The sequence below is a fragment of the Salinibacterium sp. PAMC 21357 genome, assembly GCF_000247645.1.
Taxonomy (GTDB): Bacteria; Actinomycetota; Actinomycetes; order Actinomycetales; family Microbacteriaceae; genus Rhodoglobus.
In genome coordinates, this window is record NZ_AHWA01000005.1 from 190,077 (window position 1) to 210,991 (window position 20,915).

The 20,915-nt window shown below is 58.5% G+C and carries 21 protein-coding genes and 1 pseudogene; 17 read left to right on the forward strand and 5 right to left on the reverse strand.

Translation table 11 applies throughout. From position 1 onward, the window contains the following. The first annotated feature begins 6 nt into the window (after positions 1 to 6). Positions 7 to 609: a histidine phosphatase family protein gene (locus tag ON14_RS11150; protein ID WP_010205178.1), complete on the forward strand. Its 603-nt coding sequence runs from the start codon at positions 7 to 9 to the stop codon at positions 607 to 609. A gap of 17 nt (positions 610 to 626) precedes the next feature. On the opposite strand, the gene ON14_RS11155 is transcribed toward ON14_RS11150, so the two are convergent. Next, positions 627 to 1,085, reverse strand: coding sequence for a GNAT family N-acetyltransferase (locus ON14_RS11155; protein ID WP_010205179.1), 459 nt, complete (start codon positions 1,083 to 1,085; stop codon positions 627 to 629). 70 nt (positions 1,086 to 1,155) lie between these two features. On the opposite strand from ON14_RS11155, the gene dapB reads away from it, so the two are divergent. Together dapB and ON14_RS11165 are read left to right on the forward strand one after the other, a co-directional pair. Continuing rightward, positions 1,156 to 1,911 (forward strand): 4-hydroxy-tetrahydrodipicolinate reductase, encoded by a 756-nt coding sequence (gene dapB / locus ON14_RS11160; RefSeq protein ID WP_010205180.1) that lies wholly within the window; start codon positions 1,156 to 1,158, stop codon positions 1,909 to 1,911. After that, positions 1,908 to 2,363: a hypothetical protein gene (locus ON14_RS11165; RefSeq protein ID WP_010205181.1), complete on the forward strand. Its 456-nt coding sequence runs from the start codon at positions 1,908 to 1,910 to the stop codon at positions 2,361 to 2,363. The genes dapB and ON14_RS11165 overlap by 4 nt, the downstream gene beginning before the upstream one ends. Before the next feature lie 53 nt (positions 2,364 to 2,416). Here the strand turns inward: ON14_RS11165 and ON14_RS11170 are convergent, their stop codons facing one another. Next, on the reverse strand, positions 2,417 to 3,319 hold the full coding sequence (locus tag ON14_RS11170; protein WP_010205182.1) for a TIGR01777 family oxidoreductase: 903 nt from the start codon (positions 3,317 to 3,319) through the stop codon (positions 2,417 to 2,419). Continuing rightward, positions 3,319 to 3,744 carry an OsmC family peroxiredoxin gene (locus ON14_RS11175; protein WP_010205183.1) on the reverse strand — a complete coding sequence of 142 codons (426 nt, stop codon included), beginning with the start codon at positions 3,742 to 3,744 and terminating at the stop codon, positions 3,319 to 3,321. The genes ON14_RS11170 and ON14_RS11175 overlap by 1 nt, the downstream gene beginning before the upstream one ends. Before the next feature lie 97 nt (positions 3,745 to 3,841). Here ON14_RS11175 and ON14_RS11180 point away from each other — a divergent pair, with 97 nt between their 5' ends. The 11 genes from ON14_RS11180 to ON14_RS11225 all read left to right on the forward strand — a co-directional run bounded on the left by ON14_RS11180 (position 3,842) and on the right by ON14_RS11225 (position 15,185). Then, positions 3,842 to 4,651 carry a thymidylate synthase gene (locus tag ON14_RS11180; RefSeq protein WP_010205184.1) on the forward strand — a complete coding sequence of 270 codons (810 nt, stop codon included), beginning with the start codon at positions 3,842 to 3,844 and terminating at the stop codon, positions 4,649 to 4,651. After that, a complete protein-coding gene (locus ON14_RS11185) occupies positions 4,648 to 5,178 on the forward strand; it encodes a dihydrofolate reductase (protein ID WP_010205185.1) in 531 nt (176 codons plus the stop codon). The genes ON14_RS11180 and ON14_RS11185 overlap by 4 nt, the downstream gene beginning before the upstream one ends. A 9-nt stretch (positions 5,179 to 5,187) precedes the next feature. Then, entirely contained in the window at positions 5,188 to 6,162 is a 975-nt protein-coding gene (gene dapA / locus ON14_RS11190) for a 4-hydroxy-tetrahydrodipicolinate synthase (protein ID WP_010205186.1), read from the forward strand. A gap of 93 nt (positions 6,163 to 6,255) precedes the next feature. Then, the gene (locus ON14_RS11195; protein ID WP_010205187.1) at positions 6,256 to 7,932 is read left to right on the forward strand and encodes a ribonuclease J; all 1,677 of its coding nucleotides are present in this window, start codon (positions 6,256 to 6,258) and stop codon (positions 7,930 to 7,932) included. Between the two features lie 110 nt (positions 7,933 to 8,042). Next, positions 8,043 to 9,074, forward strand: a complete 1,032-nt coding sequence (locus ON14_RS11200) for an efflux RND transporter periplasmic adaptor subunit (RefSeq protein WP_010205188.1) — start codon at positions 8,043 to 8,045, stop codon at positions 9,072 to 9,074. Further along, complete coding sequence (locus ON14_RS11205; RefSeq protein WP_010205189.1) at positions 9,074 to 9,799, forward strand: ABC transporter ATP-binding protein; 726 nt, start codon at positions 9,074 to 9,076, stop codon at positions 9,797 to 9,799. Before ON14_RS11200 ends, ON14_RS11205 begins: the two co-directional genes overlap by 1 nt. Continuing rightward, positions 9,796 to 10,959 (forward strand): ABC transporter permease, encoded by a 1,164-nt coding sequence (locus tag ON14_RS11210; protein WP_050993052.1) that lies wholly within the window; start codon positions 9,796 to 9,798, stop codon positions 10,957 to 10,959. Before ON14_RS11205 ends, ON14_RS11210 begins: the two co-directional genes overlap by 4 nt. Further along, positions 10,944 to 11,201, forward strand: a complete 258-nt coding sequence (locus tag ON14_RS15255) for an ABC transporter permease (protein WP_050993053.1) — start codon at positions 10,944 to 10,946, stop codon at positions 11,199 to 11,201. The genes ON14_RS11210 and ON14_RS15255 overlap by 16 nt, the downstream gene beginning before the upstream one ends. Positions 11,202 to 11,277: 76 nt before the next feature. Next, complete coding sequence (locus ON14_RS11215) at positions 11,278 to 14,016, forward strand: FtsK/SpoIIIE family DNA translocase (RefSeq protein ID WP_026037689.1); 2,739 nt, start codon at positions 11,278 to 11,280, stop codon at positions 14,014 to 14,016. Positions 14,017 to 14,020: 4 nt separating this feature from the next. Then, the gene (gene pgsA, locus ON14_RS11220; RefSeq protein WP_010205191.1) at positions 14,021 to 14,677 is read left to right on the forward strand and encodes a CDP-diacylglycerol--glycerol-3-phosphate 3-phosphatidyltransferase; all 657 of its coding nucleotides are present in this window, start codon (positions 14,021 to 14,023) and stop codon (positions 14,675 to 14,677) included. A 10-nt stretch (positions 14,678 to 14,687) separates the two neighbouring features. After that, the gene (locus tag ON14_RS11225) at positions 14,688 to 15,185 is read left to right on the forward strand and encodes a CinA family protein (RefSeq protein ID WP_010205192.1); all 498 of its coding nucleotides are present in this window, start codon (positions 14,688 to 14,690) and stop codon (positions 15,183 to 15,185) included. 12 nt (positions 15,186 to 15,197) lie between these two features. Here ON14_RS11225 and ON14_RS11230 read toward each other — a convergent pair whose 3' ends face one another. Together ON14_RS11230 and ON14_RS11235 are read right to left on the reverse strand one after the other, a co-directional pair. After that, a complete protein-coding gene (locus ON14_RS11230) occupies positions 15,198 to 15,884 on the reverse strand; it encodes a response regulator (RefSeq protein WP_010205193.1) in 687 nt (228 codons plus the stop codon). Beyond that, positions 15,881 to 17,506 carry an ATP-binding protein gene (locus ON14_RS11235; RefSeq protein ID WP_010205194.1) on the reverse strand — a complete coding sequence of 542 codons (1,626 nt, stop codon included), beginning with the start codon at positions 17,504 to 17,506 and terminating at the stop codon, positions 15,881 to 15,883. The genes ON14_RS11230 and ON14_RS11235 overlap by 4 nt, the downstream gene beginning before the upstream one ends. Before the next feature lie 192 nt (positions 17,507 to 17,698). Between ON14_RS11235 and ON14_RS11240 the strand changes: the two genes are divergently transcribed. The 3 genes and pseudogenes from ON14_RS11240 to ON14_RS11250 all read left to right on the forward strand — a co-directional run bounded on the left by ON14_RS11240 (position 17,699) and on the right by ON14_RS11250 (position 20,843). After that, positions 17,699 to 18,733, forward strand: coding sequence for a Bug family tripartite tricarboxylate transporter substrate binding protein (locus ON14_RS11240; RefSeq protein WP_010205195.1), 1,035 nt, complete (start codon positions 17,699 to 17,701; stop codon positions 18,731 to 18,733). Positions 18,734 to 18,736: 3 nt separating this feature from the next. Beyond that, positions 18,737 to 19,306: a tripartite tricarboxylate transporter TctB family protein gene (locus tag ON14_RS11245; RefSeq protein ID WP_010205196.1), complete on the forward strand. Its 570-nt coding sequence runs from the start codon at positions 18,737 to 18,739 to the stop codon at positions 19,304 to 19,306. Next, a pseudogene (locus tag ON14_RS11250) lies at positions 19,306 to 20,843 on the forward strand (tripartite tricarboxylate transporter permease). The gene ON14_RS11245 and the pseudogene ON14_RS11250 overlap by 1 nt, the downstream one beginning before the upstream one ends. The last annotated feature ends 72 nt before the right edge of the window (positions 20,844 to 20,915 follow it).

The following is a 20,915-nucleotide window of genomic DNA, read 5'->3' on the forward strand; positions in this document are numbered from 1 at the left end:
ATGGTGATGGCTCACTACCTGTACCTCGTTCGTCACGGCGAACAGCAAGATGCAGAACACGGACTCCCTGACGGCCCACTTTCGGGCAAGGGCACACGTCAGGCGAGGGCAATTTCTGAGCGCCTCGGTGGCGTTCCCTTCACGCGTGCGTTTCATTCGCCTCTTCAGCGTGCCGCTGAAACTGCGGCCATCATGACAGAGCGGATGCCGGCGCTCGAGTCGCAACCAACAACTTTGCTCATGGATTGCATCCCTAGCGGTCCTACCTCCGACATGCCTTCAGCGTTCGAACCATTCTTTGGTTCGGTAACGCCCGAGGAGATCGATGCCGGTCAGGCCCAGATGGAAGATGCCGTTGCAGAGTTTCTCACGCCGGCTCGTGAGGACCGCCATGACTTACTCATTACCCACAACTTCGTGATCGCGTGGTTCGTTCGCGAAGTTCTTGGTGGCGATCAGTGGCGCTGGCTTGGCCTCAATCAGGCCAATTGCGGGCTCACGATCATCCGAGTGCGTAGCGCTAAGCCGCCTGTGCTGGTGGCGCACAACGATCTAGGGCATTTGCCGGCAGAGCTCCGCACAGGTTTGCCAGAAGAGCAGCCTTACTAGGCGAGCCCCATCGCGTTCTACCGGAGTTCTTTGCGGTACCAGGTAGTCGCGTTGGGATTGTCGTTATAGGGCGCCACGGTGGCGAACCCGCTTGAGCGATAGAGCCCGCCGGCGGCCGCCAGGCTCTCATTGGTGTCTAGCACCAGCGCGGTCGCTCCCCAAGCCCGGGCTCGACGTTCGAGTTCACCGAGCAGCTGTCGCCCGAGCCCTGCGCCACGACCGTCTGGCCGCACCCACAAGTGCTTTACCTCGAACACGCCCGGATCGAGCTGGCGGATGCCGCCACAACCGACAACGTTGCCTGACTGCTCGATGACAACAAAAACGCCATGCGGCGGCTCGAACTGCTCGGCAGTCGGGAACGTCGTGACGTAACCCGCGGGGGTGGGGAAGCTCTCAGCGCGGTAGCTGAAGTACTCGGTGAGAAGCTCGCGGGCGAGAACATCCGTGACGGAGACGGGACGAAACTGTGGCACAGCCCTAGAGTACTCGCCGCCGCTTCAGCACGCAGTAAGCGGCATCCCTCAGCATTGGTAGATTTGAACAATGACAACGAAAGTAGCAGTAGTCGGTGCGAGCGGTCGCATGGGCAAATTCATTAGCAGCGTGGTCGAAGCCGCAGACGACTTTGACCTGGTCGCTACCCTCAACTCGCGCTCAGAGCTCAGTGAGATGCTCGAAGCAGACGTCGTCGTGGATGTCACTGAGCCGAGCGTTTCGCCGTCTGTTGTCGAGTTCGCGACGTCTCACGGCAAGAGTGTTCTTGTCGGAACCTCAGGCTGGAGTGAAGATCGGATCCAGGCCGTGCGCTCTGCACTCACCGATGCCCCAGAAGTCGGCGTGATCTTCATCCCCAATTTTTCTCTTGGTTCGGCGCTGGCAACCTCGTTTGCCGCATCGGCCGCGCGCTACTTCGACTCCATCGAAATCATCGAAAGCCACCACGCCGGTAAGGTCGATTCGCCGTCCGGCACGGCGGTGCGTACGGCAGAACTCATGGCAGATGCACGCAATGAGCGTGGTCCGGTGGCGGCACCCCATCATGATCAGCGAGCCCGGGGCGAACAGGTTGCGGGAATTCCCGTCCACAGTCTGCGGATGACCGGAGTCGTTGCCCACCAGCAAGTAGTTTTTGGCGGCGCAGGTGAAGTCCTCACAATCGACCACCGCACAATGTCGCAAGATTCGTACGAAGCCGGAATTCTGCTCGGACTGCGAGGAGTTGTGACGGCACGCGGCGTCACAGTCGGGCTCGATCAGCTTATAGATCTCGCACCGAGCAACCGTGCGGAGTCAGCATGAAGACGCGTATCGCGGCTCTCGTCATGGTGGGACTCTTGGTTCTTTACCTAGTTTTTATCATCAACTATTCGTTTGTATTGATCGGCACTGGCCAACTTATCGCTCAGATTATGGGCTGGGCATTGCTCGTGCTTCCGCTAATTGGATTCTGGGCCTTGGCCGCCGAGATGGCCTTTATTTTTCGGGCTGAGCGACTGCTCAATACTCTTCGGGATGAGGGCGCCCTGCCCGAGGAAGTTGAAGAGCGTCGGCCGAGTGGTCGCCCTGATCCTGAAGCTGCTGACCGGGCGTTTGGGCGTTACCGGGACGAAGCCGAGGCAAGCCCCGAATCGTGGCGAGCGTGGTTGCGCTTAGGGCTCGCCTATGACGCCAGTGGAGACCGCAGCCGCGCACGCTGGGCTACGCGCCGCGCTATTGTGCTGTCTCGCAGTTCTCCGCGCACAACGGCGTAGCTTCCGATGCTCTCACTCCACCGGCGGCTAGCGTTCGCTGAATATGAGTTGGATTAGTCGACGAATTCGTCGATGGCCTGCTCAATTGTGGTGTGCGAGAAGGCAAAGCCAGTCTCGAGTAGAGTGCGCGGCTGAACATTCTCGTCGACCAAAATGAGGTCTTTGCCTGCGTCTCCGAGCATCCGAAATGCGAAGCTAGGAACGGCCAACCAGTGCGGTTTATGCATGGACCGCGCGAGCGTCTTCGTAATCGTTTCAGCGGTGGCGGGGGTTGGCCCGACGAGCGATACGGCACCAGCGAAATCACTGCGCAGCAGGTGGATGATGGCAGCGGCCTCATCGTGAAGGCTAATCCACGGCCAGTACTGCTCTCCGCTGCCGAGGCGGCTACCCAGTCCGTAGTGGGTGAGCAGATTGAGCGGAGTGAATGCTCCACCTTCTCCGACAACAATGCCTGTGCGAAACATGACTAGGCGCGTCGTGGGGGGAGTGAGCCGTGCGGCCATCTCCCACGCGTCAACGACATCGCTCAGAAAACCCGTTCCCTTAACTGACTCGTCATCCAAGACCTCGCCGGGGCGGCTTCCGAAGTAACCGACCGCTGAACCGTTGAGAAAGACTGCCGGGGGAGTGTTAGAGCGGCGAATGGCTTCAGCGATGGTGCGCGTGCCACTGACTCGCGAGCGCAGTATTTCGCTCTTGTAGCTTGGTGTCCACGGGATTTTGCCGGTACTCGCGCCAGCCAGGTTGATGACCGCATCGGCGAGCGTGATGGAGCGGTCGTCGATAGTTCCGGAGCGGGGATCCCAATAGAATTCTGTGTCGGTGCGCGGTTCGCGGCGCACAAGACTCAGGACCTCGAAACCGGCTGCCTCGAGTTGAGAGACAACTTCGGTGCCGATGTAACCTGAGGAACCGGCGACCAGTACCCGCGTGACGGTAGCCTCAGTCACCATTACGCCAGACTTGCTTCAAGTGTGATCGGGATGCCCGTCAGGGCGCGAGAAACGGGGCAACCTTCTTTGGCTTCCTGAGCCAAGCGCTGAAAGTCTTCTTCGCTGAGGTCGGCAACTTTTGCGCTAACCAAAAGGTGGCTACCGGTGATTCCGACGGCGGGATCAAACGTGACTGCTGCTGTAACTTGCAGGCTCTCGGGAGGCGTGCCGTTGGTGGCAAGTCCATTGGAGAATGCCATCGCGAAACACGCCGAGTGAGCCGCACCGAGAAGTTCTTCGGGGTTCGTCGTTGACTCTTGACCTTCCGACCGTGCTGCCCACGTAACGGGGAGCTCTGCGGCGTCAGAGGAATCTAGCGATGTCGTTCCTTTGCCACTAAACAGGTCACCAAACCAGAGTGTTGTTGCTTCGCTTGTAACAGGCATTGCCGTTCCTTTCGTCGGGCTCAACACTATGCGCTGGCTGAGGGAATCGCATCTGAAACCCATGTGAAGATCCATCAAGCCCGGTACTATCGATCCGATGGCTTCTACGATTTCAACCCCCTATGAAGACCTGTTGCGCGACACTCTCGCAAACGGCGTCCACAAGAGCGATCGCACGGGCACCGGCACGCGAAGCGTATTCGGCCGCCAGTTGCGCTTCAACCTCGCAGAGGGGTTTCCCCTTGTCACCACCAAGCGTGTGCACTTCAAGTCGATCGCCTATGAACTCTTGTGGTTCTTGAGGGGTGAAAGCAACGTGTCGTGGTTGCGCGATAACGGAGTCACAATTTGGAATGAATGGGCAGACGACGACGGCGAACTTGGCCCGGTCTACGGTGTGCAGTGGCGCTCCTGGCCAACCCCTTCCGGCGCACAGATCGATCAGATCTCCGAAGTCATTGAGCAGATCACGACCAACCCCGACTCGCGCCGGTTGATCGTCACGGCATGGAATCCGGCGGATATTCCGAAGATGGCTCTGGCCCCGTGCCATGCCTTCTTCCAGTTCTATGTTGCCGATGGCAAACTCTCGTGCCAGCTCTATCAACGCAGTGCTGATCTCTTTCTTGGTGTGCCCTTCAATATCGCGAGCTACGCGCTACTTACGCATTTGGTGGCTGAGCAGACTGGTCTTGAGGTCGGAGACTTCGTGTGGACCGGTGGGGACTGCCACATCTACGACAACCACATCGATCAGGTCACCGAACAACTCACGCGCGAACCATTCGCGCCGCCGCGCCTTGCTATCAAGGCGACACCAGCTTCGGTCTTTGACTACGCCTTCGAAGATTTCGAGATTGTTGGCTACGAGCACCACCCGGCGATCAAAGCGCCGGTTGCAGTGTGAGTGTGTCAGTTGGCCTGATCTGGGCTCAGGCTGACGGCGGCATAATTGGCAATGAGGGAACGATGCCGTGGCATTTACCCGAAGACCTTGCCCACTTCAAAAAGATCACGCTTGGCAGCCCCGTCATCATGGGGCGCAAGACTTGGCAATCTCTTCCTCAACTCTTTCGGCCGCTTCCGGGTCGTCGCAACATCGTTGTCACTCGCCAGCAGGAGTGGAGCGACGACGGGGCCGAAGTCGCGAACAGCGTCGCCAGCGCGATCACGTTGGCGGGGGCATCCGTGCACTCCGGCGACACTGTTTGGGTTATCGGCGGCGCTGAGATTTATGCTCAGGCTCTCGAGCACGCGGACACGCTCGAACTCACCGAGATTCGCGAAACCTTTATTGGCGATACTCGTGCACCTAAGCGAGGCGAAAAGTGGATGCTGCGGGCCAGCGATCCGGCCGAGGGATGGCACACGTCATCCAGCGGTCTTCACTATCGTTTCTTGCGGTACGAGACTCAGGCCTCCAACCAGCGGTAGCCTAGAGGGGTGACTAAAGAGAATCCCTTCGGCCAAGTCCTTGTTGCCCTCATCACGCCATTCACCAGCGATGGTGAAGTTCATTGGGGTGATGTAGAAAAGCACATCGACAGTGTGATCAATTCTGGTGCCGATGGCATCGTCGTTACCGGCACCACCGGTGAGACGAGCACGCTCACCGATCCCGAGAAGATCAAGCTTGTCGAAGTCGCCAAGTCTGTATCGGCCGGTCGAGCCAAGATCATCACCGGCGGCGGTTCGAACGAGACTGCTCACGCCATTGAGCTGTACAAGGCAAGTGAAAAAGCGGGAGCTGACGGGGTGATGTTCGTCACTCCGTATTACAACAAGCCGACTCAGGCCGGAGTGCTCACCCATTTCCGTATGTTGGCGGATGCCACCGATCTTCCGGCGATTTTGTACGACATCCCCGGCCGTACCGGTGTGCCGATCATGTACGAAACTATTCTTCGAGCGGCGAAGCACCCGAACATCATCGCGGTCAAAGATGCCAAGGGCGATTTCAGCGAGGTGAGCCGTGTGCTCAACCAGACCGATCTGCTCTACTTCTCTGGTGACGATGCCAATGTTCTCCCACACTTAGCGATTGGTGCTTCTGGTCTCATCGGTGTGACCGCCAACATCGCCCCCGCGCCCTACCGTGTGATTGTAGATGCGGTAAATGCTGGCGACTTGGCAACGGCGACGGCCGCCCATAAAGCTCTCGAGCCGCTAGTGCGTGCAGCGATGACTCATGTTCCTGGCACTGTTGCGGCCAAGTACATCCTTCACGGCCTTGGGCGCATTTCGAGTCCGCGGGTTCGTTTGCCCCTCGTCGGACCCGAAGAGGCAGAGGCAGCCCAGATTGAAGATGAGTTGGCTTTGGTCACCGGCATCAAGGGCCTCGATCTTACAAATTTTCGCCCAGACCGCAACGCAGCGGCGGGTGGCGCATTGCCTAAAGTCGCGGGAGCCACGCGCTAGGTACCTCCGCGAGGGGTAGGCTCTGGCTTGGGCACGGCCCACATTTTTCGCACGGGGGCTAACGGCCCCACACTTCTAACTGCAAGGTATTGAATGCCAGTTTCCTTATTTGATCCGCCCGCGCTTGAATCGGGCACGCTTCGCGTCACACCGATTGGTGGTCTCGGCGAAATCGGCCGAAACATGACGACGTTCGAGATCGACGGCAAGATTCTCATCGTTGACTGTGGCGTGTTGTTCCCCGAGGAACACCAGCCCGGAGTCGACCTGATTTTGCCTGACTTCAGCTCGATCCGTGACCGTCTTGACGACATCCTCGGCATTGTGCTCACGCACGGTCACGAAGACCACATCGGTGCTGTTCCTTATCTCTTGCGTTTGCGCCAAGACATCCCGCTGATCGGATCGACCCTCACGCTCGCGTTGATTGAGGCGAAGCTCAAAGAGCACCGCATTAAGCCGTACACGCTTAACGTCACCGAGGGCCAGAAAGAGAAGATCGGCCCCTTCGATCTCGAGTTCGTTGCCGTCAACCACTCGATTCCGGATGCACTCGCCGTCGCCATCACCACTGTGGCGGGCACCGTTCTGCACACGGGTGACTTCAAGATGGACCAGTTGCCCCTCGATAACCGCATCACCGACCTTCGTGCGTTTGCACGACTCGGCGAAGCGGGCATCGACCTGTTCCTCTCCGACTCGACGAATGCCGACGTCCCTGGCTTTACGCCGAACGAGCGCGACATTGGGCCAGTACTCGAAGCGGTTATCGCTAAGGCTCCGCGGCGCGTCATCGTGGCGAGCTTCTCTAGCCACGTGCACCGTGTTCAGCAGGTTCTGGATGCCGCCATTGCCAACAATCGCAAGGTTGTTCTCATGGGGCGTTCTATGGTGCGCAACATGGGCATCGCGTCAGACCTCGGATTCCTCAAGGTGCCAGACGGGGTTTTGTTAGACGCCAAGAAGGCCGTCAACTACCCCGACAACCAGCTCGTGTACATGTCCACGGGCAGCCAGGGAGAGCCGATGGCTGTTCTGGCGCGCATGGCCAACATGGAACACCAGATTGAGGTGGGCCAGGGCGACACCGTCATCCTCGCGTCGAGCCTCATCCCCGGCAACGAGAATGCGGTTTACCGCGTCATCAATGGCCTCACGAAGCTGGGCGCCAACGTTGTGCACAAGGCGAATGCCAAGGTGCACGTCTCAGGCCACGCTGCCGCAGGCGAGCTGCTCTATTGCTACAACATCTTGCGTCCCAAGAATGTTCTCCCCGTTCACGGTGAGTACCGCCACTTGGTCGCGAATGCGAACCTCGCCATTCAGTCGGGCGTGCCCGCTGAAAACACGATCATCGCGGAAGATGGCACCGTTATAGACCTCAAGGACGGTCATGCGGCTGTCGTCGGTCAGCTCGATGTCGGATTCGTCTACGTCGATGGTTCCAGCGTTGGCGAGATTACCGATGCCGATCTCAAGGATCGCCGAATTCTCGCTGAAGAGGGATTTATCTCCATCTTCGTCGCGGTAGACGCGCAAACGGGCAAGGTCATTGTTGGTCCCGAAATCCAGTCGCGCGGTTTCGCTGAAGACGAGAATGTGTTTGACGCGGTTATGCCGATGGTCGTGAAGGCACTCACCGATGCTGCCGAGAATGGAACGCGTGACACCCACGCGTTCGCGCAGGTAGTTCGACGCACGGTTGGTCGTTGGGTAAACACGCAACACCGCCGCCGGCCAATGATCGTTCCGGTTGTCATCGAGGTTTAGTTCGTTCGCACTATTCAAGTGTTAGTCCGAAAGGCACGAGGGGCACCGCTCCTCGTGCCTTTTGTGTTTCCCGCGATCGTCACCTTTTCGCTTGTATTTTTCGCTGTTCAGTGATCTTATATGAAGATTACTCGGTTGGTCTGCCGAGCCAAATCTTCAGTTCGGGGTATCGAGTGAGCGTTGCGCGCAGGTGGGTCTTCCCCATTATCTGGATGATCATTTTTAGCGTTATTGCGGCGGCACTCGTGAAATTTGCGTTCTTCGGGGATGCGCTCAAGGCCGACCAGCTTGAATACCCCACCGTCGCCATCGAAGAGCCGCACTACGAGGTGGTGGCGGGCACAATTACCAACAATGTCGAGCTGACCGGAAACGTAGCGGCAGCGGCGAGTATTCCGATCCCCGCAACGCTGTCGGGTGAGGTGCGAGAGGTATTGGTTTCAGCGGGCCAAGCTGTCGAAAAAGATCAGGCGATCCTGAAGCTCCGTGCCGAAGTCGTTAACCCTGATGGGACCGCCGGCACTCAGTGGAAGGTCGTGGTCGCTCCGGCCGCCGGGTTAGTGACGGATTTTACGACGCTCGTCGGAGCGTCGTTCCAAGTTGGTTCGCCTGTCGGCCAAATTTCGCCTCAGTCGTACACGGTGAGCGGAACGGTGCCATCTGAGCAGCTTTATCGCCTTGTCGATCGACCAAGCGAAGCGAGTGTTGCGATCAATGGCGGGCCAGCCCCGTTCACGTGTACGGGCCTCAGTATTACTTTCGCCTCAACAACCGCGACAGCGGGGGAGTCGGCTGAGGGGCCGACCGTATCGTGTGCGGTGCCCAGCGATATCGTTGTCTTTCCGGGATTGACCGCTCAGCTCACCATCGCTGGCGGTATCGCAGAAGACGTTATGGTGGTGCCGATCACCGCAGTGGAGGGCACCGCTGTCAAAGGAAATGTCTATTTCGTTCTGCCCGATGGAACGACCGAACTCCGTGAAGTGGTCTTGGGGCTCAATGATGGCATCAGTGTAGAAGTCGTTTCAGGGCTAGAAGCCGGCGACGCGATTTTGCAATTCGTTCCTGGTGCGGAGGCACTTGACGAAGAAAATCTCCCAGAAAACTGCTACAAAGACGGCGACGACGTGGTGTGCTACTAATGCCCCTCTTGTCTCTCGAAGGTGTGACTCGCTCCGTTGAGCTTCCCGATTTCAGCCGGCTCGACATCCTCAAAGGTATCGATCTCGATGTGGAAGTTGGCGACCACATCAGCATTGTTGGGCGATCCGGCTCAGGCAAATCGACGCTTCTCAATCTGCTCGGGCTGATCGACAACCCCACAACCGGTCGCATTATTTTCGATGGCGCCCCGTTGGAGAAGCTCTCGGGTGGCAAACGCGATCGCAAGCGCGGCCGCGATGTTGGCTTCATCTTTCAGCAGTTCAACCTGCTGGCGGGGCGTACAGCACTGGAGAACGTGATGACACCGCTTCTGTACGCAACTGGTCGCCAGTTCTGGCGCCGCCGGGTGCTTGCCGAAGAAATGCTCGATCGGGTAGGCCTAAGTGAGCGCATGGCGTCGATGCCGGACAAGCTTTCGGGCGGGGAGCAACAGCGGGTCGCAATCGCGCGTGCTCTCGTGCGCAGTCCACGCCTGATTCTTGCCGATGAGCCGACCGGTGCTCTCGATGTTGAGACCGGTGCCACAGTGATGGAGCTATTGGATAACGTGGCCGAGCAGTCCGGCGCCGCGCTCATCACGATCACTCACGATCCGAATGTGGCAGCTCTTGCACGTCGGCATTATCGCCTCGATAACGGAGTGCTGTCGCGAATCGACGTGAAGCGCATGCTCGCTACGTCACTGCCCGAGGCTTCGCTGTGACGTGGTGGCGCAAGAAGTCGAGCGAGCGGTCAGCTGCCGTTGCTGCCGAGGAGTCAACGGTAGAGGCAACTATCGAGCCGAGCGACGAAGCAGCATCTATCGGTGCAGTGCCGTCTGCTGCTGACGACCTCGCCATCCGCCCAAAGTATGAACTGGCCAAGCCGACCAAGGAGCCGCGAGGTTCCCTACTGAGCAGCATCGTTGGCTCGGTGGTTGAGGCCTGGGATGAAGTGCGGATCAACCGTACGCGTGTGCTCCTCAGTCTGGTCGGTATCGGCGTCGCAGTGTGCGCGCTCGCCACCGTGGTTGGCGCGGGTGCTGTCTTTGGTCAAGCCCAGACGGAACAGTATGAGAAATCCAGCGGGCGCCCCGCGACGTTGACGGGCTATCCGCCGTTCTCGATGACGACTCAGCAGCCCGTCGAGTCGGCAAAGTACTTCGAGCTTCTGGATACCCTCGTTGAGCGCTATCAAGTGAGTCATTCCACTGCGATTCGTCGCGGCAGCGCCTCCGTTCAACTTCTCAACGGCACGCAATTCACCGCTGTGCAGGGTGTCAACGACAAGTTTGGCGTTATGCATCGCGTAGATGTAGCCGTGGGGCGTTGGCTCACAGAGGAAGACGGAAACAGGCTCGCTCCCGCAGTTGTGGTCAACGACAACTTTTACGAGCAGCTCGGACGACCCGATCTCCGTACGCACCCCACGATTGAACTCAAGGCAGAAAATTTGACCACCGCGGTCATCGTGGGAGTTCTCGCCCCTGAGTCATACCGGCCTGGGCTCAGCTTGTCGATGCTCGATCAGCCCTTTCGTGATCTAGTCGGAACCAAGGCCGCGAGTGAAGGCGACATAACCTATGAGATCTGGGTGCCCGAGGAGCAGGCCGCTCAACTGACTGACCTTCTCAACCGTGACATCGCGGCCGTTTTTGGCGACGATATCAACCCGAGTATCAACCGGAATGATTATCTCGCGTGGGGAGGGCCAAGCCCTCTAGAGCCGCTTCAGTGGGCGATTGGTGGTATCGCCGCGCTCATCCTTCTTCTTGGCGCGTTAGGGCTCGTGAACATCTCTCTCGTCACAGTGAAATACCGGGTGAGGGAGATCGGGGTGCGCCGTGCGTTTGGACGACGGCGGGTCGCGTGTTCTTCGCCGTGATGATGGAGAGTGTCGTCGCGGCGATTGCTGCTGGAGTCATCGGCGTTGCGGTGTCGATTGCGATTGTCCAAAATCCGGCCGTGCAAAACCTCATCGCTCCCGGTGTTCAAGATTTGCCGCCGTACCCGCTCGAAGCCGCCTTGATCGCGCTGGGGGCATCCGCCGCCGTTGGCGTTCTCGCGGGGTTCATGCCTGCTCTCGTTGCGGTCAAGGTGAAGGTGATTGACGCGATCCGGTATTAGCACTCGCATTGAGCGCAGCCGCGCGGGTCGAGTGTCGCTGCACCTCTCTGACAGAGGCCACCGGTAGCTTTGAATTATGGCTACGCGTACATCGTCGACCTCGCGCTCGGGTGCGTCGAAACCTCGCGCCAGAAACACCACAAACAAGACTCAGGCTACTAAGCGGTTACCCCGCGGCAATCAAGCCCCGGTCGAGCCAGACGGGCCCCTCACCAAAATGTGGCTTGCCCTCGCGCACATGGTTGGTGGCGCTTTCCGGGTGTTCGGCCGTGAAGAGCTCACGAAAGATGAACGCCGCGATGGCGTTCCCTTCCTCTTCTTTGTCTTGGCTATCGTCGGCGCAATCGTCGAGTGGTTCAACCCCCTCGATTCTGTCGCAATCGCGCTCGACGCCTACACCTTTGGTGGCCTCGTTGGTCGCGTTGCTTTCGCTCTGCCCGTAATTTTGCTGTTGCTTGCGGTCTGGATGTTTCGGCATCCGTCGAGCGTTCATGACAACGGTCGCATCGGCATCGGTTTGAGCGTTCTCATTGTTACTGTGGCGGCGCTGTGCCATGTGTTTAGTGGTCAACCTCACCCGTCAGAGGGAGCAGAAACCATTGCGCGTGCCGGTGGTGTATTCGGCTGGCTGATGGCGAACCCGCTCATCTGGCTCGGTTCAACGATCTTGGCCGTTCCGGTTATCGTGTTGCTCTTAGTGCTCTCGCTGTTCATCATCACTAAAACGCCGCCGAACCGGTTGCCGTCGCGGCTTCGCGAGTTGTATGCGTACCTGTTTGGCGCGCAGCTTCAGAGCGATGAAGAGCGGGCTCAGACGAAGGCTTTGGCCAGCGCCAGCAAGAACGATTCAGTTCAGTTCGGTTCGCTGACCGACATTGGGCTCGGAGGAGACAACGACACGTCTTCGTTGCCGTGGTGGCGCCGCAATAAGTCGCAGCACACCGAAGACAAGGCGTTCGACAGTCCCGTTATTTCGCGCGACCAGCCCACTGAGACCGTGAATCCCACCCCGCCTCCTGCGGCCAAAGACCTCACGAAAAAAGAAGAACAGTTCGGGGTCGAGCTTCTCGAAGATCTCCTCAAGGCCGAAGAAGCGGTAAAGAAGTACAACACCGGTGAAGTGGATGTGTCGGCCACCGCGGTACGTGACGACGGCCCCCGCGTGCTCCCCGGCTTCACGATTAAAGCCAGCGAGAAAGGTTCGGCGGGAGAATTCGACGGACCGCACGAGACCACGCCGCAAGCGTCGCAGGCTGTCTACCGTCTACCGCAGGCATCCATGTTGTCGGCAGGAACGCCACCCAAGTCGCGCTCGGCCGCGAACGACGAAGTAGTAGCGTCGATCACTGAAGTGCTCAAACAATTCAGCGTTGATGCCACTGTGACAGGGTTCAGCCGCGGCCCGTCGGTCACGCGCTACGAACTCGAACTGGGGCCAGGCGTCAAGGTTGAGCGCGTTACCGCTCTTGCGCGCAATATTAGTTACGCGGTCGCCAGCAACGAGGTCAACATCCTTTCGCCTATTCCAGGCAAGAGCGCGATCGGTGTTGAGATCCCCAACAAGGATCGCGAGATCGTCTCGCTCGGTGATGTGCTGCGCTCGAGTGCGAGCACAAAGAGCGAGCACCCCATGACAATTGGTCTCGGCAAAGATGTCGAGGGCGGATTCGTCGTGGCGAACCTCGCCAAGATGCCCCACCTGTTGGTGGCGGGGTCAACTGGCTCCGGTAAGTCGAGCTTTGTGAACTCGATGATCACCTCGGTATTGATGCGTGCGAAGCCGGCAGAAGTGCGCATGGTGCTGATCGACCCCAAGCGCGTTGAGCTCTCGATTTATGCCGGAGTTCCTCACCTGATTACCCCCATCATTACGAACCCGAAGAAGGCAGCAGAAGCGCTCGCTTGGGTCGTCAAAGAGATGGACATGCGCTACGACGATCTCGCGAGCTTTGGTTACCGTCACATCGACGACTTCAACCGTGCAGTCATCGCAGAAGAGATCAAGCTGCCAGAGGGTAGCCAGCGCAAGCTCAAGCCCTACCCGTATTTGCTGATCGTCGTCGATGAGTTGGCAGACCTGATGATGGTTGCCCCACGAGATGTCGAAGACTCAATTGTTCGCATTACTCAGTTGGCGCGAGCATCCGGAATTCATTTGGTGTTGGCGACCCAGCGCCCCAGCGTCGACGTAGTCACCGGTTTAATCAAGGCCAATGTGCCATCCCGACTGGCATTCGCCGTGTCGAGCATGACCGACTCACGAGTGATCCTCGACCAGCCGGGCGCCGACAAACTGATCGGGCAGGGTGACGCGCTCTTCTTGCCGATGGGAGCATCGAAGGCGATCCGGGTGCAGGGGGCGTGGGTTCCCGAGAGCGAAATCGCTGAGATTGTGCAACACGTTATTGCCCAGGCTCAGCCGGAGTACCGCAACGACGTTGCTGTGGTCGCGGAGAAAAAGAACATTGATGCTGACATCGGGGACGACCTTGAGGTGCTGCTCGCAGCCACAGAACTCATCGTCAGCACGCAATTCGGTTCAACGTCGATGCTGCAGCGCAAACTGCGCGTTGGGTTTGCTAAGGCAGGCCGTCTGATGGACTTGCTGGAGTCGCGTGAGATCGTTGGGCCATCAGAAGGGTCCAAAGCTCGGGATGTGCTCGTGAGCGCGGAACAGCTGCCGTCGGTGCTTGCGCGCTTGCGGGGCGAGGACGAACCAGCACCCGTAGACGCGGTAGAAGAATCTCTCAGCGGATACGATGAAGTAGAAAGCGGCTCAGATGAGGACGCTTGGAATTTGACCGATCGGGAGTGATCGCGTGAGCGACCAGCCAGTTTCACCGTCTGCTCCGCCCAAACGCACCAGCTCGATGCGCGGTCGGATGATTCGAAAAGGGGATACGCCCGCCTCGAATGCCAACATCGCCAACATCATCACTGTCGTGCGAATTTTCCTTGCGCCGCTGTTCATTTGGCTCCTCCTGCTCGATGACAGCGAGATGGGCCTCATCCGGTATCTGGCTGCCGGACTGTTCATTTTTGCAATCGTGACCGACGCCGTCGATGGGCACTTGGCACGCGGTCGGAACCTCATCACCAACGTCGGAATCATCTTGGATCCGATCGCAGATAAGGTGCTCACGGGTGGAGCATTGGTGGCTCTCTCGATCTTGGGTGAACTGCCCTGGTGGGTCACAATTCTCATCTTGGTGCGAGAGTTCGGAATCACGATCTATCGCTTTGCGGTGCTTTCCAAGGTTGTTGTCCCGGCCTCTCGTGGCGGCAAGTTGAAGACCGTCTTGCAGGCGGTCGCTATTTCGCTTTATCTTGTTCCGTTGTCTTCCGTTCTCGGCTCGTGGGTGTCTTGGATCAACTGGTCGGTCATGACGGTCGCGGTCGTTCTTACGGTCTACACGGGCATCGAATATTTGTGGCAGGCACGGCGCCATACCCGCAAACTCAACCCAGGAGCGTGACCCTTCACGAGTGAATACTGAAGAACTCGCCACAAAGATTGTGGCGATTCTCACGGAGCGTCGTCAGACAGTTGCCCTGGGGGAGTCACTGACTGGCGGGCTGCTTTGCGCAGCGCTGGTTTCGGTTCCGGGCGCATCCGCCGTGGTCAATGGGGCCGTTGTGGCGTACAACACCGCGATCAAGCATCAGGTCTTGGGCGTGGATGCCAGCCTGCTCGCAATCTACGGCACGGTGCATCCGGATGTCGCAGCTCACATGGCTACCGGTGTTCGCGACGTGCTGGGAGTGGGGGAGCATCAGGCGTCCTACGGCCTGGCGACAACGGGAGTTGCGGGCCCAGAGTCGCATGAGGGGAAGGCTCCCGGGACGGTTTTCATTGCTCTTGCCGCGAATCACTATGTTGAGACCCGAGATTTCACATTTGGCGGGGGTAGGGAAGAAGTGCGGGAGCAGACTGTGCATGCCGCGCTCGAGTGCCTATACCAATATCTTGAGTCGGCTGACTAGTTCCGTACGTTTTCAGCGAGCTCGATATCGATGAACGGGGCGACCGGTCGACCCGTATCGGGGCTCGACTAGGGCAGTTCCGGTGGTGACTAGATGTTCGAGATAACGCCGTGCGCCCACACGAGACATGCCAATGACTTCGGCAACCTCGCTTGCCGAAAGATCGGTTCGCGCTTCGCTGAGCGTCGCCGTCACAAGCTGGAGAGTAGCTACTGAGAGTCCCTTAGGCGGCAGCATTCGGTTGTGATGCGACCCCAAGATGAGATCGTCCACGGCATTTTGGCTGAGGCTCTGGATGCGACGTGCGCTGCCAAGAGCGTCATGTGATCGCGCAACTTCATCAAGACGTTCGCGAAGCGCCGCCGCGGTGAAAGGTTTCACCAAGTAGTGCCGTACACCGTTCGCGCGCGCTTGACGCACGCTTGCGAGATCCCGGGCTGCGGTTACCGCAATAACTTCGGTGTAGCGGGCCTGTTCCACGCGCAATCGACTGAGCACTTCAAGGCCAGAAAAGTCGGGAAGGTATACATCGAGAAGCACAAGGTCAGGGTCGAGCCGTTCAATCGCATCGAGCGCAGCAGCACCGGTATGTGCCTCGGCGATGACTTCGAATTTATCGTGAGCGTCAACGAAACGGTGATGAAGCTGCGCAACCGCGAAGTCGTCGTCGACGATCAAGACTCGTATGGGCAATGTCATAAGACGGCCACGGACTGCGGTGCCTTGTGGGGCCGGGTGCTGTCGTCGAATGGAAGACGCACGGAAATGGTCGTGCCTCCCATGAGCGGTTCTTTGACCACTGCCTCGCCACCGTGACGGTGAGCGATTCGCTCGACGAGGGTTAGTCCGATGCCGCGGCTGGCGGTAACAAGCCCTGGGTTGGGCCCCTTCGTCGAGAATCCCGGAGTGAAAACCTTACGGCGTAGCTTTTCAGGAATTCCCGGGCCGTCATCGGATACTTCGATGTCGACACTTCTGGGGCTCTCCAGAACACGGACGCGCACCGTGGCGCCCGACGCGCAAGCTTCTGTGGCGTTGTCGACCAAGTTGCCCAGCACGGTTAGCAGATCATCCCTCAATTCTTCAGCACTATCGTGCGTTGCTAGCGGAGAAAGCTCGGACGAGGAGTCAAGTTCGAGATTTATGCCACGCTCGTGCGCGCGCATCTGCTTGACGAGCAGGAGCGCAGCGATTTCTAAGTCGCGGATGCCGCTGTCGCTCGTAACACTCGATAACGTTCCACCGTCACCGACGCGTTCGATGAAGGCTACTGCTTCTGAATTGTGGCCCAGCTCAAGTAGGCCGCTAATGACGTGAAGTTTGTTTGCGAAGCCATGCGCTTGGACCCGGAGTCCATCCGCGAGGTCATGTGCGCCGTCAAGGTCGCGCATGAGGGCATGCAGCTTGGTGTTGTCACGCAAGATGAAAACGGATCCGAGCATTCGATCGCCGATTTTCGCGGAGTCGCACTGTACAAGAAGCACTCGTTCGCCGGCCAAAATCAGCCGCTGACGGGACTCTTCGTCATCGAGCATCTTGAGGAGATCGTCATCCAATATGTCCGCAGCTGGTCGCCCTACAACGTTATTTTGGTCGTCGATTCCCAGTAGGTGCGCCCCGGCGTCATTAATGAGGGCGATACGTCCATGTTCATCTAGGGCGACAAGTCCCTCTCGCATCCCGTGCAGCATGGCCTCGCGAGCTTCGAGAAGTCCCACGATTTCGTCCGGTTCGAGTCCATAGATTCGTCGGCGGATCACTGTCGTGACCCAGGCAGCGCCGACGACCCCGAATGCCGCCGCTACGCCAATCGTGACGAAGAGTGCCACGGAACTGCCGAGAAAATCGCTGCGCAGGCTGGATTCCAGAATCCCCACCGAAACTGCGCCAATAATCTGGTTTCCATCAGTTATGGGGACCTTGACTCGCCATGATTCGCCGAGGGTGCCCGTCTGAGTCCCCACATAGATTTCGCCAGCTAGTACATCAGAGGGATCGGTCGAGACCTGCTCGCCAATTCTTGCGGGGTTGGGGTGCGACAAACGTACGCCCGTGTCATCCACAACGACGATGTACGTGACGTCGGATGCTTCGCGCACAACCTCTGCGATGGGCTGAACCGTCTCGCTTGGTTGAGTGTCGTCGAGAGCATCGATGATGGCAGGAAGCGTAGCAACAGATTGAGCGACGGCGATCATGCGATCGCGGTAGGCATCGCGGAGCTGCTGTTCCTGCAGCCAGCCGGCAACGATGCCTGTTCCCAGCACAGCGACAAGCACGATTGCTAACTGCAGCAGCAGCAATTGTGTGCGGAGCTTCATCGACCGGACCACTCGACTAGTGTGCCCGAACATGGGGCCCCTGGTGACAATCGACGATCCCATTTTGTGTACAAAACGACCAAAACAACCACTATGTCCGCATCGTTCCGTTCTGGCGCGACCCTCCCTAGCGTGTGAGGCGTGCTGCGGCCACGTCGCAGACACATCATTCGTTTAGCTCAAGGAGGAGCAATGCGTATTTCCGCACGTTCACAGCACTCATCATGGCGGCACGGAGCACTGACCGTTATCGCTGGTCTCTCGGCGCTCAGCCTCGTCGGCTGTGCAACAGGTTCGTCAACACCTGATTCCGGCGGCGAACCTGCCGAACTGTCATCCGTCAACATCATCGTCCCCGCAGACCCTGGAGGTGGTTGGGATCAGACTGGCCGGGCACTTGCCGAGGTCGGTACTAGCGAGGGGATCATTACCTCCGCACCAGTGAACAACATTGGTGGTGCCGGCGGTACGATTGGTCTCGCGTCGCTGGCGAACGAAAGCGATCCATTCACCCTCATGCTGACCGGCTTTGTGATGGTTGGTGCGGTTGAGACCAACAGCTCCGAAGTGCGCCTCGAGCAAACAACACCGATTGCGCGCCTGACTGAGGAAGCCGGAGTGATCGTGGTGCCCAAGGAGTCACCATACGAGACGCTCAGCGATCTTGTGGATGACATGATCGCCAACGGTAAAGACGTCTCGATTACTGGCGGTTCCGCCGGTGGTGTCGATCACATTCTGGCCGCGCAGCTCTTGAAAGAGGCGGGCCAAGACGCCGGCCAAATCAACGAAAAGCTCAATTACATCCCCAACGCGGGAGGTGGCGAAGCTGTCACTTTGCTTCTGGGAAATAAGGTCTCTGCCGGAATTTCCGGAGTGAGCGAGTTTGCTGAGCAGATCAAAGCAGGCGAGCTGAGGGCGCTTGCCGTGTCGAGCGCGGGGCCGAGCGATCTTCTCCCCGATGTACCGACAATCATCGACTCCGGCTATGACCTCGAAATCACCAATTGGCGAGGTGTTCTCGCACCTGGGGGAATTTCCGACGTCGAGCGTCAACAGCTAATTGACCTGGTGACGAAGATTTCAGAGAGCGATGGCTGGAAGGAAACGCTTGAGTCTAAGGGCTGGGCCGACGCATTCCTGGCCGGTGATGAGTTCGACGCCTACGTCACTCAGAACATCACCGATACCACCGCCGTGCTCAAAGACATAGGGCTCATCGGTTAGTTCATGACATCTCCACAGTCAGGCTCGTCCGGCGTTTCGACGCCGGGCGAGCCCCGCTCCGTTTCTGAAGAACTTTCTGGCCGTCGCATTCCGATCGGCGAGTACCTTTTCGCTGCTCTCGCAGCGGGCATCGGGATCTACGTTCTCATCGCGGCCAATTACATCCGAATTCCCATCTCGAGTAACACACTGGGTCCACGATCCTTTCCTTACCTCGTCGGCGCATTGTTGCTGTGCGCAGGCATCGCAGTCTTTATCGGCGTACGGAGAGGCCGACTCGGCGAGGCTGAGGAGGGCGAAGATGTCGATAGCTCGGTTGCAACCGACTGGGTGACCGTCGCCAAGCTCGTCGCATTTTTCACGGCTCACGCCTTTTTGATCGAGTTCATCGGATGGCCTATTGCTGCAGCACTGTTGTTCGCCGGAGCGGCATGGAGCCTTGGTGCTCAGCGACTCCGTTGGGCGATCCCCATTGCTCTTGCCCTCGCCTTCACTATCTACTTTCTCTTCGGGCGATTGCTCGGCCTCTCGCTTCCTGCGGGACCACTACTCGATTGGATGCCGTTCTTCTGATGGATAATTTCGCTCAACTCATGGCGGGGTTCGCGACCGCCCTTCAGCCGGAATATCTCCTCTATGCATTCTTCGGCGTCGTTATCGGCACCGCTGTTGGGGTTCTGCCGGGTATCGGACCAGCAATGACGGTGGCGTTGCTGCTCCCGATTACCTACACGTTGAATCCGACAGCAGCCCTGATCGTGTTTGCGGGGATCTACTACGGGGGTATGTACGGAGGTTCGACAACCTCGATTCTTTTGAACACTCCTGGAGAATCGGCATCCATTGTGACCGCGCTTGAGGGTAACAAGATGGCGAAGATGGGGCGTGGTGCGGCAGCGCTTGCGACAGCCGCAATCGGATCCTTTGTCGCGGCCAGCGTCGCCACGGTGGGGCTTACCTTAGTGGCACCGATTCTGGCTCGCTGGGCTGTCACGTTGGGACCGCCCGATTACTTCGCGCTCATGATCGTTGCGTTTACGACGGTTGGCGCGCTGATGGGAAAGTCGGTTTCGCGCGGAATGCTGTCTCTCGGTCTCGGGCTCTTTCTCGGTCTTGTTGGCACGGAGGTGCTCACCGGTCAGCAGCGCTTCACGGGCGGTGTTCCTGTCTTGGCGGATGGTATCGACGTGGTGCTCATCGCCGTCGGTCTCTTCGCGGTTGGCGAGTCGCTGTATGTCGCGTCCCGTCTCAAGTCAGGTCCTGTCAGCCTCATTCCAGTCACCAAGGGCTGGCGCAACTGGATGAGTAAAGAAGATTGGGCGCTGTCGTGGCGTCCGTGGTTGCGCGGAACTGCGATTGGCTTCCCGATCGGAACTATTCCTGCTGGGGGAGCGGATGTCGCAACTTTCCTTTCGTACGCTGCCGAGAAGCGGCTAGCCAAGAAGGGCAGAAAGAATGTCTTTGGCAAGGGAGCGATCGAAGGAGTTGCTGGTCCGGAAGCGGCAAACAATGCTGCAGCCGCTGGAGTACTCGTTCCCCTGCTAACTCTGGGACTTCCCACAACGGCCACGGCCGCGATCATTCTGTCGGCATTCCAATCGTATGGAATCCAGCCTGGGCCACTGTTGTTCCAAAACCAGAGTGCTCTCGTCTGGGCGTTGATTGCGAGTCTCTACATTGGCAACATCATGTTGCTCGTGCTCAACCTGCCGCTCGTCGGTATCTGGGTGAAGGTACTTCAAGTGCCACGCCCGTATCTCTACGCCGGCATCCTGTTGTTTGCTGCGCTTGGTGCATTCTCGATGAACTCAACTATCTCGATGTGTTGATTTTACTGATCGTTGGTCTTGCCGGATTCCTCATGCGACGTTTCGGATATCCGGTGGCACCGATGGTGATTGGCGGAATTCTTGGACCAATGGCCGAGACACAACTGCGCAAAGCACTCGCGATCAGCCAAGGCGATCTCAGTGCGCTTGTGACGAGTCCGTTCGCGGCTATCGCGTATCTATCACTCATCGGCTTCCTCGTCCTTGGACTGTTTCTCAAGCGTCGCCAGCAGCAAATGGAAAGCGAACCCGTCGATGCGGAAGAAGTTCCTGCCCCGTAGTGGGAATATCTAAGAACTCTTTTTGATTACACACTATGTACTCACAACACATATACAGATGGAATTGACTAC